Source organism: Pirellulales bacterium (genome assembly GCA_035533075.1).
Taxonomy (GTDB): Bacteria; Planctomycetota; Planctomycetia; order Pirellulales; family JAICIG01; genus DASSFG01.
Window position 1 is genome coordinate 38,435 of the sequence record DATLUO010000201.1, and the last position, 13,592, is coordinate 52,026.

Below are 13,592 nucleotides of genomic sequence, written 5' to 3' on the forward strand. Positions count from 1 at the left end.
ATGAGACATTGGCGGTGGCTGGGGCAGAAGCTGGCCGAGCGCGGCGTGGCAATCACCAAACCGCCGTCGGCCAGCGATGCCCCGGTGGTGACGATTCCGGGGCATCGCTTGGCCGCCACGCTCTTGAAGGGCGCCAGCCGCTATCTGCCAAGATGCCGCCACACTGCCGACGATCGCCAACACGTCGCTGCCGACGCTTGACGGGCAACCCAGGAAGGATAGGCTGCACTAAGGCACCCGAAGGCAACGAGCAAGCATCATGACGCGGCGCAGAAGCGTAGGTTGGCCGATCACGCTGGGCGTGATCATGATCGTGCTGTTGGTGGCGCTCATCATCGGCTGGGTGCTGCTGGCCCTCGAATACGTGCCGCTGCTGGCGGTCGGCACCACCTTCCTGGTGCTGGTCCTGATCGGCGTGGCGCTCTACCTGACCATCGCCGTCAAGCAAATCAGCCTCAATCAGCGGCAGGCGAACTTCATCGACAGTGTCACGCACGAACTGAAAAGTCCCATCGCCTCGCTCAAGCTCTACCTGCAAACGCTCAGCCGTCGCAGCGTGAGCGAGGCCCAGCAGCTCGACTTTTATCGTTTCATGCTGGAAGACCTGGACCGGCTCGACGCGCTGATCGATCACATGCTCGACGCGGCGCGGCTGGAGCAGGTCGCCGCCGAAAGCGACGTGGGCGGCGTGTCGCTGCCCGAAATCCTGCAAAGCTGTGCTTCGACCGTCTGCTCGCGGCACCGCCTGCCTCTGGAAACGATCTCGCTCGACGTTGCTCCCAGCATTGTGCGGGCCCGGCCGGTCGACCTGGAGATCGTGTTCCGCAACCTGATCGACAACGCGGTGAAGTACTCGCTTCCCGATCCGCGGGTCAAAGTCGAGTCGTGGTCGAACGGCCGCGGCAGCGTGCTGACGCGCGTCAGCGACAACGGGCCGGGCATTCCCGCCAAGCTGCGCCGCAAGATCTTCGGCCGCTTCGTGCGGCTGGGCAACGAGCTGGAGCGGACGCAGGCCGGCACCGGGCTGGGGCTGTATATTGTGCGCACGCTGGTCGACCGGATGAAAGGCAAAATCAGCGTCCGCGGCCGAGGCACGCACCGGGGAACCGTGTTCGAAGTCGAATTGCCGGGCCACGAACGGCTGAACCTGGAAGACCGCGACCACCAGCCGTTGGCCGCGCCGGTGACCTAAGCGGCCGCGAGAGACACAGCCATGGCGGAACCAACCAAACACATCCTGATCGTCGAAGACGAAGCCCACATGGCCTTCGGCATCAAGTTCAATCTGGAAGGCGACGGTTATCGCGTGACGGTCGCGGCCGACGGCCCCGCGGCCCTGCGGGCCTTCGAACGCGACCCGCGGGGGATCGATCTGGTGGTGCTCGACCTGATGCTGCCGGGCATGAGCGGCTATGCCGTCTGCGAGGCGCTGCTCCGCAGCCGCAACGATGTGCCGATTTTGATGCTCAGCGCCCGCACGTTGTCCGAAGACCGCATCCGCGGCTACGAGGTGGGGGCCAGCCAATACTTGTCAAAGCCGTTCGAGCTCGACGAGTTGTTGGCCATGGTCCGCAACCTGCTGCGCCGGCCGCGCGGCCAGGCGGCGCCGCGCGCCGCCGAGACCTACCGCTTCGGCCGGGCGACGGTCAACTTCGACACCTACGAGGCCCTGGTGGGCGAGCAGGAGATCCGCCTGACGCCCATGGAAATGAGCCTGCTGCGGTATTTCATCGACAACGAAGGGCGCGTGATCGGCCGCAACGAGCTGGTCGAGCGCGTCTGGCGGCAGCCCTATATCGAATCGACGCGCACGGTCGACAACTTCGTGATGCGGCTGCGGAAGTATTTCGAGGAGGACCCCGCCGAGCCGCGTCATTTTTTGAGTGTCCGCGGCGCGGGATACCGCTTCATCGCGTCCGGCCAGAGCGACTAGCCGGCGACCAGACCGGCATTCTGCCGCAGAAGTCGAAAAGATCAAGGCCGCATCGGTCGTGCGAATAGCCAAAGCCCCCACGCGCAAAGCCCGATCGCGAGAAGCGTTGTCGCAATGAACCACGGCTCGGCGGCCAGCCTCCAGCCCTGGTCGGCGAGGTTTGCCGCATGTAGGGCAACGATCAGACCGAAGACCACGCTGGTTGTCAGACAATAGGCTTTCATGGAAACTCTGAAGCTAGGCTAGCCAGGTTTTTATTTGACTTGCGGGCATATGGAATCACTACCTGACGCTGCAGCGGCCGACCGATCGATGAGCTGTTCCGACCTCGTCGAAAGCGTCAGCCGCCGGCACTCGCCAGGAACTCGTAGAGCACGTCGGCCGCCTTGGTCAGCTCGTCGATCGAAAGCCATTCGTCGGCCGTGTGGGCCTGGTCGATCGAGCCGGGTCCGAAAACCACCGTCGGCACGTTCGCCACCGAGATCCGCGAAGCGTTGGTGCCGAACGACACGCCGATCTTTTCGCCGCGGCCGAGCACGCGCCGCAACACGGCCACCAACCGGTCGGCCAAGGCGCCGTTGTCTCGATCGGCCAACGGCGTACTCAGCAGGTAGGGATGCTGGTGTTCGACTTCGACCTTGGTGGTCGCGGTTTCGCACAGATAAGCCAGCACGTGCTCGTAAGCGGCCAGCCCCTCTTCGCCCGGCAGCAGCCGACGGTCGATCTCGATCGAACACACGTCGGGCACCGTATTGACGCTCAGGCCACCCTGGATCGTGCCCACGCTGAGCGTCGCCCGGCCGCACAGCGGATGTTCGGGGACGATCTTTCCCAACTCGCCCGCATAACGCTCGAGGGCCTCAAGAACCGGGGCCATGCCGTAGATGGCGTTCTTGCCGCGATCGGGCTTCGAGCTGTGGGCGGCCAGTCCGTGAGTGCGGCATTTCCAACGAACGGCGCCCTTGTGGGCCACGACCACGTCGAGGTCCGTCGGCTCGGCGACGATCGCGACATCGGGCCGCCGAGGCACGACGGATTCGGTGCCCGTGGCCCAAAGCTTGGGCAACTCGCTGGCGCCGCTGTAGCCGTACTCCTCGTTCACGGTGCAGGCCATGATCACCGTGGGCCTGCCCGGCGGCCGCTCGTCGGCCAGACGCGACACGGCGCCGAGCATGGCCGTCATGCCTCCCTTGATATCGCAGGCTCCGCGGCCATAGAGCCGGCCGTCGCGGACCTGCGGCTTCCAGGGATCGATCGTCATGCCGTCGACGGGCACGGTGTCTTGGTGCGCTTCCAGCAGAATCAAGGGGCCGCCGGACTCCGGCGAGCGAGCGCCGTCGAGCCGGGCCACGATATTCTCGCGCCGCGGCTGCACAAGCTGCCGCTGCCACGGCAAGCCCAGCCGCTCGAACAGCCGCTGCAGATAGTCGGTGACGCGCTCTTCGTAAAATTCGGGGCCATCCAGCGGCCGCCCCATCGGATTCACGCTGGGAATGGCGACAAGATCGCTGAGGGTCTGGACGAGGTCGATTGCCATGGAGTTTGCCTTGGTAAAGCGGAGCCAAGCATTGTACCCCTATCGCATTCCCAGTCCCACCCAGTGCTGGCTTTCCAGGAAGTCGAGCAGCCAGGGGTGGACCCAGGGGTTCCACGTCGGGTAGCTGGCCGAGAGCACCGACAGGCCCAGAAAGATGATCGCCAGACCGCGTGACCAGCGACGGGCGGCCAGCAGGTCGGCGGCCGGCAGCATTGCCACCAGCCACAGCGGCGCGAACCAAAACACCCAGCGAAAGCCGCTGGTCATGCCGCCATAGTTGCGGTCTTCTTGCGGCATCCGCAAATAAAAGGCGATGCACACCAGCGAGACCGAGCCGACCAATAGCCCCAGTGCCCGCCAGTCGGGCGAGCGGCGCAAGCAAAGCATGGCCATTCCAAGGAAGCTGAACAGCCAGACCGGGGTCAACGAAAAAATGCCGTGGTGGCCGACGAGCGCGTGAAACGCGTAAACTCCCGCCTCCGGCTCGCCCTGGTCGATGGGACTTCGTGCTTCGGGCTTCGACCAATAGCTATCGCGCGGCCGGCCGTTGCGAAGGAACTGATAGTCGTACCAATTGTCGCCCGGCTTGCGATGGGCGTAAGCCGGAATCCACGAACGGTGCGCCAGGTAGTTCGTGCCTTCCGCCGCGGCGGCGACGATCAGCGCGGCGGGCAAGAAGGCCTTCAACGTGCCGGCAGGCGCTTTGTAGAGCAACCCGACGGTCACGGCCACGGCGAAGGCCAGCGCCGGCAGCTCGTTGGCGGCGGTAAAGGCGGCAAACAGGCCGGCCACAAAGAACCAGCGCAGCCGCCGTTCGTCGTCGTACCAGATGCGCAGCGACGCATCGAGCGCGATCGCGGCGGCGACGGCGGCCGTCAAATGGTTGTTGATCGTCACGGCGAAGGTCGACAAGAAGGTGCCGAAGGCGGCGCACGTCATCACAAACATCCGCCCCCAATCGCTGCCGCCGAACCGCTCCACAAGCCTGCTCACCGTCAGGAAGTAGACGATCATCGGCAGGCCGTTGAACGCGAGCAGCAGGCCGCGGCCGATGGCGAAGGGATGTGCGCCGAGTGTTGCTCCGGTGGTCTTATAGATCAGCCAATAGGGTCCCGCCAGCAGCGTGGCCAAGAGCGGCGGCTTGCTGGAATAGAGATGGCCTTGGCCGGCTTCGGGAGCCGGGCGGCCCTGGTCGTCATGCTTGACCATGTCGATCGTGTCCCAGTTCGGCTGGCTCACGATTTCGTCGATCTGGTAGGTGCCATGTTCGACCAGGGCACGCACGGTGGCCCAGCGGCTGCGGTCGTTGCCCGACAAAAAGGGGCGTTGCTTTTGCCAGTCCTTGCGGCCCTGGTCCTTGAGATATTTTTCCAGGCGGACCGTGTCGACGGAGTTCACGGCCAGGATCCGCCCGGCCATGCCCCCGACGCTGGCCGCGATCAGCAGTGCGTACACACTGCGGCGGAGCGCGCGGCGGGGATCGGCGGTCGGGGCGGCATCGGTCATGAGGCACTGTGAATGGGGAGCTCGTCTCGGTTGTCGGCGTCTCATCGCCGGCGGTCAGATGCTTGCCGATCATATCCACCTCGCGCCCCGGTTGCAAAGAATGGTGTCGATTTGACGACAGCAGGGGCAAGGCCCTATCCATCCGCGCGCGTCGCTCAAAAACCGGTCAGAGGCAACCCGCTCGCAAATGACCGTTCCGGCTACCTATAATGCCTGAATGAAGGAGATCACCATGCCACGTCTCGCATTCTTCCTCATCTTGTTGTTCGTCTCGGCCGAGTTGTTCGCCCAGGAGAAGCAGCCCGAGTTCAAACCGCCCGACGACATCGCGTATCGCAGCGAGAACATCATCAGCGACGGCACGCGCATGGCGGCAGACATCTTCGCGCCGAGAACGCCGGCCGCGGAGAAACTGCCGACCATCGTGATGAGCCACGGTTGGGGCGGAACGGTGGCGGCGTTGCGTCCGGATGCCGTCGTCTTTGCCCGGGCCGGTTACCAGGTCGTCGCCTTCGATTATCGCGGTTGGGGCAATAGCGACTCGCGACTCGTGCTGGCCGGCAAGAAGCCCGACAAAGAAGACGGAAAGTTCGTCGCCGAAGTGAAAGAGGTCCGCGAGGTCGTCGATCCGATCGACCAAACGACCGACATCTTGAACGCCATCCCCGGCGTCACGCACTACGGCGTTTACAAGGAAGCCCGCGGCAAGGCACAGCAGGAGGCGATCGCCTGGTACGATGAGCATCTGAAGTATGTCCCTTAGCTGCTCCCGTAAAGCGTTGCTCATCCTCGTCGGCCTGCTGGCCGGTCTCGTGGGCATGCCCGGCGATGCGCCCGTCATCGGCAAGGAGCCCTTGGCGAGTGACACGCCCGAAGTCGACGCCACGACGCTGCGGCGCAAGGTGCTGTGCGGCTATCAGGGCTGGTTCCGCTGCCCCGGCGATCCGGCGGGCGAGGGTTGGCGACATTGGAGCCGCGACGCAAACCGGATCGGCCCCCACACGCTGACTTTCGAGATGTGGCCCGACCTCTCCGAGTATGACCACGACGAAAGGTATCCGGCCGCCGGCTTCACGTACCCGGACGGCAATCCGGCACAGCTCTTCAGCTCGGCCAATTCCAAAACCGTCGACCGGCACTTTCGCTGGATGCGGCAGTATGGGATCGACGGCGTGTTTCTACAGCATTTCGCCGTCGATCTGCCGGGCGGGCCGTTGCAAGACCATTACGCCTCTCGCCGGCAGGTCCTGCAGCACGTGATTGAGGCCGCCCAGAAAACCGGCCGCGTGTGGGCCTTGTCTTACGACATCGCCGGCATGCCGGGCGACAAGATGTTCGACGTGTTGACCGCTGATTGGAAAAAGATGGTCGACGCCGGCGTCACCGCGGGGCCTCGCTACCTCCACGACGGCGGCAAGCCGGTGGTGCAAGTCTGGGGCTTTTACCGCAACAGTCCGGTGAGCGCCATGACACCCGAGCTGGCCCATCGGCTGATCGACTTTTTCAAGGCCGAGGGACGCTACTCCGCCTACCTGCTGGGCGGCGGCGATTGGCAGTGGCGGCGGGATCCCGAGTGGCAAAAGATCGTCTTCCGTTTCGACGCTTACGCTCCCTGGAACGTGGGCAACTACGGCAAAGATGCCGGCGGCGTGCCGCACGCCTCGATGGCCTGGTGGGAGGCCGACAAGCGGGCGTGCGAAGAGCACGGAGTTCTATGGTTGCCCGTGGTCTATCCGGGCTTTAGCTGGGACAATCTCAAGCGAAAGCCGCCCGGCACCTCAACCATTCCGCGGCGCGGCGGCGAATTCTTCTGGGAGCAGTTTCACGAACTGGCGAAGCTCGACGTGGCGGGCGTCTACATCGCGATGTTCGACGAGGTCGATGAAGGGACCGCCATTTTCAAGGTCAGCAACACACCGCCCGCACCGGGCCGCTTCGTGACCTACGACGGCCTGCCCGCCGACTGGTATCTGCGGCTGGCCGGCGAAGGAGCGAAGCTGATCCGCGGCGAGCGGGAGAACCAAAAAGCGATACCGATAGATCCTTCAGCCGGTGGTCATTGAGACCCATTCCGTCAATCCGTCGGACTTCTCGCGGTAGATGGCTTCGAATCGATGTCCGCCGCATCGTCGCTTGGTTCATGGCGCGGCGTGAGAAAGAACGTCCAACTGGGAAAGGCGGCTGGCCGCGGCGGGCAGAACTCGACTTGCCAGACCGGCCCTCCGCGATATTTGAGCGTCACGCGGCCGATCGTCATGCGGCCGGCCGCATAATGCCAGATGGGAGCGCCGTCGGCCCGGCGAGGTTCCAGCAACACCAACAGGTCGGGGTTGGTTCCGTTGGTGGCAAAGCCGAATACCGCGCCGAGATATTCTTTGCTTTCCGGATCGCTGTATTCGAGGACCGGCGTGGGAAGCAGGCGCATCTCTTCCGAGGTGTTCGCGCCGCCATCAGGCACAATTCGCGCCGACGCGCGTGCAGATGACTTCCGCTTGGCCGGCAATTGCCGCCGCAACCACCGCGTTGTCGTCTGGGTCGCTCTGAACTGCGGTGACAGTGGGTGTCGTCAGAGGCACGAGCATCGCGAGCGTTTCGATGTCGGTCGCATAGCGCATGATGCCTGCATCGTCAAGGCCGTGAATGGCGCGTAGCCGCGGATAGCCGAGCGCTCGGCTGAGTTCGTCAAGCAATGGCGGGGAGCTGACGAGCACGTGCGGCGGTTCGGCCAGCAATTGCAAGAGCTCCCGAGCTGGTCCAGTCCGTCCTGGCGCCGCGCGGACGAGGATGTTGGTGTCGACAACGACGTTCATTGCGGTCCGCCGTAGCGAACGTGGTCCATCACCTCGGCGACGGCTTGTTCGATTCCGGCGTCGCTGAGGCCGTGCTTATCGGCGTACTCTTCAGTCGCCGCGAACGTTTCGCTCAAGTCCGCCCGTGCCTGGCGACAAGCCTCGTCGTCCGACGGCCGCGGCTTCAAGGCCACGATGTAGAGCTGCCGATCATTATCAAGCGGATGCCCGAGCATCCGCTCCGCAGAGCGGCGATCTTCGCCATCCATCGCACTCACGCTTACGAGCCTTGAAAACGGTTGGTCCATGTCGAAATCATACTCCCATCACCAACAAGGCGTCATACCTTTTCCTCTACCGGAACCGCCTTCAATAACCGCTCGACCAGCGCATCCGCGTCGAGATTGTCGGCGCGAGCGTGGAAGTTGAGCACCAGGCGATGTCGCAACACCGGCGCGGCCATGGCCTGAATGTCGGCGAAGTCGACGTGATACTTGCCCGACAAGATCGCACGTCCCTTCGCGCCCAGCACCAGATACTGCGATGCCCGTGGACTGGCGCCGTAGGCGAGATACTTGTGAATGGCGGCCGGGGCTGCCGGGGCGTGCCCCTATGCCCTGCCGCCTTGCGGCGACCAGCCGGGCGGTGTAGCGCAGCACGCTGTCAGCGAGCCTTGGGGACCGTTTCATCGTTTCCGTCTCGGAGCGGGGACGCTTCCCTTGACTGCCGCCGGTGTCGTCGGCGGCAGGAGCTTTACACCAATAAGGATCAATTCCCGGTCGGGCGCATTAGGATTTGGCGGTGCGGGAATGACATAGATATCGTCCGGACGAAGGTCGGCGATCGCGCTAACCTCGTATGCGCGCTGCGCCTCCCGAGAGCCGTTAGTGCGGCGATAAGTAAATGCGACCCTTATGGCCGCGTCGTCGCCCGGTATTAGCCTAATGTCGACCTCTCTCCCGCCTTGGGTCTCTGCGTCGCCAGCTAGCCAGCCAGCGTCATGCGTTTCACTCAAATAGGCATTACCCGTGGTCGGGAGGCCAAGTGTTGTTGTTTGCGCCGCCATCAGCAGCTTCCCACTGAGCAGCTCCCGTATGACGTCGCGGTTCTTCCGGTTGCGTTCGCGCGGCGCGGTGAGCTTCAACGCCTCATGCACCTGCGCCCAGTCGGACAGCTTAACACTTGCGGCAGTGAACTTAATGCGGATCTCGCCTCCATTAAATCGCGGCGCAGCGCCGCCGACGCGCGTCGCCCTGCTCTTCGACGGCTCCTCAGCGGATAGCTTTTGTGTTTCGGGAAAGACGGCGAATGAGGCGAATACAAGTGCCCATTTGATCGCATGGCGACGCCATGCGCTGGGCTTACACTGCGAAGACGTTTGCATTAGTGGCTCCTCATAATCTAAGTTTACCGGGAGATAGTGTCTAACGCTGGTTCATCTGCGACACGCGGGCATCAGCGCCATTGGTCGTCCCCAAGGATTTCGTGGCCGCGGATTGTCGCCAAGGCGCGGTACACGGGGAGTTCGATGGAATCGCTCAGCCAGCGAGCCGATCCATCGGCAATCGCGAAATTCAGCCCTCCCGGATGGCGACTTCTGAACGACCATGTGTTTGGCCAATCGGCCGGGTCGTAGCGCATGAGGTTGGGTGGAATGGCGCATGTTCCGTAGGCATTGTTTGCATACGGCCAGGAAACGGAGCTGTTCGCGGACGGAACGTCCTCCCCGATAAGCAGTGTGTTGCTTGTGCCGTCGGAAATGTCGTCAATGCCGCGATGCACCTTGTAGTCGCTGCGATACATCGCCCCGTCGCCCTCGCTTAACCCGTCGTACGAGCCGTTCGTTCCGATGTGGGGCCACTCCGTAGGGATCGGCGTTGGCGCGGCGGAGCCGGGCGGCCATGTCGAGTCGGTCCCCCAGTTCGCCCCGCTAACTGCCTTGTACGTCGACTGTCCGACAGCGAGGCCGAAAAGGTTGCCAGCGTCGGTGCGCGGCCCTGCGCGAATGGCGCCGCTTGACGGACAGAGCAGCAACGATATTTGCTGGGCCGTCGCGACGCTTTGCGCCAAAGTTTCTTGCTGGATGTGTCCTCCCTCGTACAGGTCGCGACGCTCCAGCAAAGGCAGGATCTGCGCGGTCCAACTCCACGCGATAGAATTCTTGCCGATGCCGTAGGGGCCACCAAACACGCCGCGAGGAAAGCGGGCATTGGCGGAGTGAAACACGCTCACCGCGACGCCAAGCTGCCGTATACTGTTCTGACACTGAGCGCGGCGCGCCGACTCGCGCGACGCACTTATGGCGGGAAGACACAGCGCCACAAGCAGCCCGACAATGGAAATGGCCACAAGCACCTCCATCAGGGCGACAGCGCTTCGGATGCCGGATCGCCTCATTCCGTCCTCCTCAAATCAGGTTTGTGTGCGATTAAATAGAGTACGCCCCCATCGTCGGCGTCGCGGCTTTCCACCGCCGACAACCAGCGCCAGAGCGCGGCGGTGGACCAACTTGGCCAGCCGAGGAGCCTGCGTCGCCCGGGGCCGAACAGCTTGTAGGGCCATGCCGTCAGCAGCCAGAAATCGAACCAGCGCGACAATACCGGCGAAATCACGGTCTTGCTGTCAGTGATACTTAGGCCAGCGCTTTCCGTCATTTCTTCCCAGTGCGCGCGGCTGTGCATCGCGTGGTGTTCAAAGAGGTAATCCAGCAGGCGCACGTAGGTCCGACCGATAAACTCGGCGCCGCAATTCCGGCAGAGCGACGGATACAACATCGACTTTCCCAGGCAAGGCAACACGATCGTCGCGACAAACATTCCACCCGGCCGGAGAACACGGCATACCTCGCGAAGTGACCGGCGCGGCTCGGCCAAGTGCTCGCATACGGAAACGGCTAGAACGGTTCCCATCGACGCATCACGAAACGGCAACCGCGACGCGTCTCCCTGCGCCAACGCGCGGTGCGCGCCGTTGCGCGCCGCGGCACGCAGTTGGTGCAGTCGCAAATCCACACCAATGTCGAGCGGTATGCGCAAGGCAGCTCTTGCAAACATGCCGTCGCCAACACCTAAATCGAGCACAGGACGCAGCAGCGGAAGGCAGGCGAGATGGCGGCACTCGGCCGCGCGGAACAAAGCGAGCGCAAGAGGAGACCGCGATAGGTAATTGCTGAATATCTCATATGGCCCAACGACGCTGAGGCGAGTTTCGTCGGGCGGGACGGCTGCGTCATGCGCGGTCTCCACAGATCGTAACGCACGTACCGGGTCATACCGTTTCTTACAGAGTAACATTGATCCTCAAACGATTTGGCGAAAGAACTGTAACAAACGTCTATGCGCGTACACCAGCGCTATGTCAGTAAAAGGGCCGGTTTAGAGAGAACAGAAGGGTATACAAGCCGAGCAAGGCGGCTCCCGCGAGCGCAAGAGCGGCGGCGGCCATTGCGGGAAGGCGCGCGACAAGTCGTCCCATGATGAGGTACGCGGGAAACACCGCAACGGCGAACCGTGCTTGCCCGACCATGCACCCCTCGAAACCGCGGCAACAATAAGGCATTGCGAGTAGGCCCGCCGATGTCAGCGTTTCGTACGCAGACAACCACCCCCTGCGTGCGCCGAAGATGACCAGGGCCGACGTTAGTACGAAAAAGATCGGATTGGCGAACTGGAGGCTGAGCAGGGGCGATGTCGCGCCGAAGCGGCGCCAGAAGCCCGGTGAGGTGGGATCGAACACTCCCCAAAGCGGTGCGGCGGCTAGAAGGCTTGCAACCTTCTCGCCTGGGCTGGTCGGAGCGAGAACGCGACACTCGCTCTGCGCTTTCGCGAACGCTAGCGCGTCGCCAAATGAGGCATGCTGGTAAACCATGAATCCTGCGATTCCCCAGAGCGCCAGCGGTGCGGAATAGGCGAGCCGAGAGAAAAGCGATCGCGCATCTGGCGACGTGCGCATAATCGACAGAAGCAGCGGCAAGACAAGAACCAGACCGACCGCTCTCGTCCCTGTAGCGGCACCGACGAGCGCTGACCGAATGAATATGGGCCACTCGGCCTCGATGGCATAAAGCGCCGCTAAGGCGGTCAGTAAGAACGTCGATTCCGAGTAGGCCATGCGGCAGAAAAACGTGGTCGGAAGCAGTCCAAACGTCAGCAAAGTGTAAACGGTCCCCCTCTCACATCGACGGCGCACCTCGCTGCGGTCGACGAAACCCTCGCCTGCCGAGCCAGCGGCTGCCTGGCATTCGAACCGCGCCCGCGCGTACGCCGACATGACGACGAACGCCCCGGCGAGCGCTGCATTCGAGACCGCAACCAATGACCAGCAGGTTGAAAGCCCTGTTACCGTGGCGACCGCGCGGGCCGCGAGGGGATATCCGGGAAAAAAGGCAACTGTCGACAGCGCGCCCGGTCGGTACGAGTAGCCACAACGGGCGATCTCTGCGTAGCGCATCCCATCGTATCTGGTCAAGGCTTCCAGGCACCCGCGCGGGCGCTGGCAATCGGCGAGTTCTCCGGACAACCGCGCGGCCAGGAACACCGGCGCGCTAGTCACAGCGTACGCAATCAGACCAAGCATGAGCGTCCGTTTCATGATTTCCCCGTTCGCAGCCGATGCGACCACTGCGCGAACGCGCGCAACTGGAGGGGCAGCCTGCTCGCGGCAATCCCGACACAGGCGAGGCCGCAAATCGTGGCAATACCCACCACAGCCCAAGCTGCCACGCCGGTTGACCTACCGCTTCGGGAGACAACCAAACGCCGCCGCGCCGTATGTGCGAGGCGGTTTAGCTGGCATTCCGCGCTGCCCGGCATAAAGGACAGCGTCCGTGCATCCCAGTCGGCAACGATGGCGCCCGGCGGCGGCTCAAAAACGAACAGTTCGTCGATCTTTCCAGAGTTCGCCTTGATTTCGCTCACGGTGAATGTGGCGTCCGACAAGATTTTCCTTTCGCCTGCCCCATTATTCCGCCGCCAAACCTGCTGCCTGACGCGGCGCGGGAGCCACGCGCCGTTCAGCACCTCGACGAACTCCTGGTTCGCAAATCGCACCTCCAACGGCGGTTCGACAAACTTGAGCCGCCGCTCAATGAGCGTGTATGAACGCTCCACGTCGAGCCATACTTCATCCGCGTGCGACGTTGTTTCGCGCATTATGTGGCAGCAGCGGCGCCCGCGGACCACGGCGTGATCGTCGACGATCTTCAGATCGGGCATCTCCAAGAACGCGGCGATGGGAACCAGGGGTTCTTTTTCCAATGCCCCTGGACCTGCGATTAGCGGCCCCCCGAGCGGCGGCCACCACCCTATGCAGCGCATGTAGACGTTGAAGTAAGCGTCGTCGAGTTTCCGGTTAAGCGAGGGATCCGCCATCCGCGCGGACGTCTTCGCGTAAGCGTTCACCGGCCAGTACACAACGACTTTCGCCGGCCGAATGTATACGCAGGTCCAGTCAACGTCGTCGTCCCAGGAAAGTCCATTGCGAAGGTGTTGGTAGTCGGCGCGTCGGCACTGACCGCAGGCGGCGAACAAATGCCGCGACTTGCGTTCCGTGCCTTCTTGATCATCCGACGTGTAGCCGACCAACTCACCTGCACACGCGAGCGACGTAACTCGCCCCAGCCCTTCCGCGTACCGGCAGCGGACCTCCGCAATATTATCTATCGAACCGGCGTAGAGCGCGGCGCTCCACCCTATCTTCCGCAGGTCATTCCGGCAATTTCCGCGAGTTTCCGAGGGCGGGCATCATTGGCCGTAGGAATCGGGCGAGAGGCCGAGCAGCTCGAGGATCTGCCGCTGCACGGGCGTCAGTTCCGTGACCAGCACTTGCG

The 13,592-nt window shown here is 63.3% G+C and carries 16 protein-coding genes; 5 read left to right on the forward strand and 11 right to left on the reverse strand.

Annotation, left to right across the window (positions count from 1 at the left end; genetic code table 11):
• From VNH11_25955 to VNH11_25965, 3 genes are read left to right on the forward strand one after another with little or no spacing between them, the layout of a single operon-like run.
• On the forward strand, positions 1–201 hold the full coding sequence (locus VNH11_25955) for a hypothetical protein (GenBank protein ID HVA49838.1): 201 nt from the start codon (positions 1–3) through the stop codon (positions 199–201).
• A 58-nt stretch (positions 202–259) separates the two neighbouring features.
• A complete protein-coding gene (locus tag VNH11_25960) occupies positions 260–1,192 on the forward strand; it encodes a HAMP domain-containing sensor histidine kinase (protein ID HVA49839.1) in 933 nt (310 codons plus the stop codon).
• A gap of 21 nt (positions 1,193–1,213) precedes the next feature.
• Positions 1,214–1,933, forward strand: a complete 720-nt coding sequence (locus tag VNH11_25965; GenBank protein HVA49840.1) for a response regulator transcription factor — start codon at positions 1,214–1,216, stop codon at positions 1,931–1,933.
• 340 nt (positions 1,934–2,273) lie between these two features.
• Here VNH11_25965 and VNH11_25970 read toward each other — a convergent pair whose 3' ends face one another.
• Both VNH11_25970 and VNH11_25975 read right to left on the reverse strand, forming a co-directional pair.
• Positions 2,274–3,470 carry a M20 family metallopeptidase gene (locus tag VNH11_25970; GenBank protein HVA49841.1) on the reverse strand — a complete coding sequence of 399 codons (1,197 nt, stop codon included), beginning with the start codon at positions 3,468–3,470 and terminating at the stop codon, positions 2,274–2,276.
• Between the two features lie 39 nt (positions 3,471–3,509).
• Positions 3,510–4,976: a hypothetical protein gene (locus VNH11_25975; GenBank protein ID HVA49842.1), complete on the reverse strand. Its 1,467-nt coding sequence runs from the start codon at positions 4,974–4,976 to the stop codon at positions 3,510–3,512.
• A 232-nt stretch (positions 4,977–5,208) separates the two neighbouring features.
• On the opposite strand from VNH11_25975, the gene VNH11_25980 reads away from it, so the two are divergent.
• Together VNH11_25980 and VNH11_25985 are read left to right on the forward strand one after the other, a co-directional pair.
• Entirely contained in the window at positions 5,209–5,739 is a 531-nt protein-coding gene (locus VNH11_25980) for a CocE/NonD family hydrolase (protein HVA49843.1), read from the forward strand.
• The gene (locus VNH11_25985; GenBank protein ID HVA49844.1) at positions 5,729–7,039 is read left to right on the forward strand and encodes a glycoside hydrolase family 71/99-like protein; all 1,311 of its coding nucleotides are present in this window, start codon (positions 5,729–5,731) and stop codon (positions 7,037–7,039) included. The genes VNH11_25980 and VNH11_25985 overlap by 11 nt, the downstream gene beginning before the upstream one ends.
• A gap of 11 nt (positions 7,040–7,050) precedes the next feature.
• Here VNH11_25985 and VNH11_25990 read toward each other — a convergent pair whose 3' ends face one another.
• From VNH11_25990 to VNH11_26030, 9 genes are all read right to left on the reverse strand, one after another.
• On the reverse strand, positions 7,051–7,401 hold the full coding sequence (locus VNH11_25990) for a hypothetical protein (protein ID HVA49845.1): 351 nt from the start codon (positions 7,399–7,401) through the stop codon (positions 7,051–7,053).
• Between the two features lie 25 nt (positions 7,402–7,426).
• The gene (locus VNH11_25995; GenBank protein ID HVA49846.1) at positions 7,427–7,786 is read right to left on the reverse strand and encodes a putative toxin-antitoxin system toxin component, PIN family; all 360 of its coding nucleotides are present in this window, start codon (positions 7,784–7,786) and stop codon (positions 7,427–7,429) included.
• Positions 7,783–8,073 carry a hypothetical protein gene (locus tag VNH11_26000; protein ID HVA49847.1) on the reverse strand — a complete coding sequence of 97 codons (291 nt, stop codon included), beginning with the start codon at positions 8,071–8,073 and terminating at the stop codon, positions 7,783–7,785. The genes VNH11_25995 and VNH11_26000 overlap by 4 nt, the downstream gene beginning before the upstream one ends.
• 32 nt (positions 8,074–8,105) lie before the next feature.
• Entirely contained in the window at positions 8,106–8,348 is a 243-nt protein-coding gene (locus VNH11_26005) for a hypothetical protein (protein ID HVA49848.1), read from the reverse strand.
• A gap of 102 nt (positions 8,349–8,450) precedes the next feature.
• Complete coding sequence (locus VNH11_26010) at positions 8,451–9,149, reverse strand: hypothetical protein (protein ID HVA49849.1); 699 nt, start codon at positions 9,147–9,149, stop codon at positions 8,451–8,453.
• A gap of 71 nt (positions 9,150–9,220) precedes the next feature.
• Positions 9,221–10,162: a DUF1559 domain-containing protein gene (locus VNH11_26015; protein HVA49850.1), complete on the reverse strand. Its 942-nt coding sequence runs from the start codon at positions 10,160–10,162 to the stop codon at positions 9,221–9,223.
• Positions 10,159–10,899, reverse strand: coding sequence for a class I SAM-dependent methyltransferase (locus VNH11_26020; protein HVA49851.1), 741 nt, complete (start codon positions 10,897–10,899; stop codon positions 10,159–10,161). Before VNH11_26020 ends, VNH11_26015 begins: the two co-directional genes overlap by 4 nt.
• Positions 10,900–11,122: 223 nt before the next feature.
• Positions 11,123–12,355 (reverse strand): mannosyltransferase family protein, encoded by a 1,233-nt coding sequence (locus VNH11_26025; protein HVA49852.1) that lies wholly within the window; start codon positions 12,353–12,355, stop codon positions 11,123–11,125.
• Positions 12,352–13,347 carry a hypothetical protein gene (locus VNH11_26030; GenBank protein HVA49853.1) on the reverse strand — a complete coding sequence of 332 codons (996 nt, stop codon included), beginning with the start codon at positions 13,345–13,347 and terminating at the stop codon, positions 12,352–12,354. Before VNH11_26030 ends, VNH11_26025 begins: the two co-directional genes overlap by 4 nt.
• Between the last annotated feature and the right edge of the window lie 245 nt (positions 13,348–13,592).

Excerpts from the sequence above, each read along its gene's own strand:
- VNH11_25955 (HVA49838.1), top strand. The coding sequence starts at position 1 with ATGAGACATTGGCGGTGGCTGGGGCAGAAGCTGGCCGAGCGCGGCGTG.
- VNH11_25960 (HVA49839.1), top strand. The coding sequence starts at position 260 with ATGACGCGGCGCAGAAGCGTAGGTTGGCCGATCACGCTGGGCGTGATC.
- VNH11_25965 (HVA49840.1), top strand. The coding sequence starts at position 1,214 with ATGGCGGAACCAACCAAACACATCCTGATCGTCGAAGACGAAGCCCAC.
- VNH11_25970 (HVA49841.1), bottom strand. The coding sequence starts at position 3,470 with ATGGCAATCGACCTCGTCCAGACCCTCAGCGATCTTGTCGCCATTCCC.
- VNH11_25975 (HVA49842.1), bottom strand. The coding sequence starts at position 4,976 with ATGACCGATGCCGCCCCGACCGCCGATCCCCGCCGCGCGCTCCGCCGC.
- VNH11_25980 (HVA49843.1), top strand. The coding sequence starts at position 5,209 with ATGCCACGTCTCGCATTCTTCCTCATCTTGTTGTTCGTCTCGGCCGAG.
- VNH11_25985 (HVA49844.1), top strand. The coding sequence starts at position 5,729 with ATGTCCCTTAGCTGCTCCCGTAAAGCGTTGCTCATCCTCGTCGGCCTG.
- VNH11_25990 (HVA49845.1), bottom strand. The coding sequence starts at position 7,401 with ATGCGCCTGCTTCCCACGCCGGTCCTCGAATACAGCGATCCGGAAAGC.
- VNH11_25995 (HVA49846.1), bottom strand. The coding sequence starts at position 7,786 with ATGAACGTCGTTGTCGACACCAACATCCTCGTCCGCGCGGCGCCAGGA.
- VNH11_26000 (HVA49847.1), bottom strand. The coding sequence starts at position 8,073 with ATGGACCAACCGTTTTCAAGGCTCGTAAGCGTGAGTGCGATGGATGGC.
- VNH11_26010 (HVA49849.1), bottom strand. The coding sequence starts at position 9,149 with ATGCAAACGTCTTCGCAGTGTAAGCCCAGCGCATGGCGTCGCCATGCG.
- VNH11_26015 (HVA49850.1), bottom strand. The coding sequence starts at position 10,162 with ATGAGGCGATCCGGCATCCGAAGCGCTGTCGCCCTGATGGAGGTGCTT.
- VNH11_26025 (HVA49852.1), bottom strand. The coding sequence starts at position 12,355 with ATGAAACGGACGCTCATGCTTGGTCTGATTGCGTACGCTGTGACTAGC.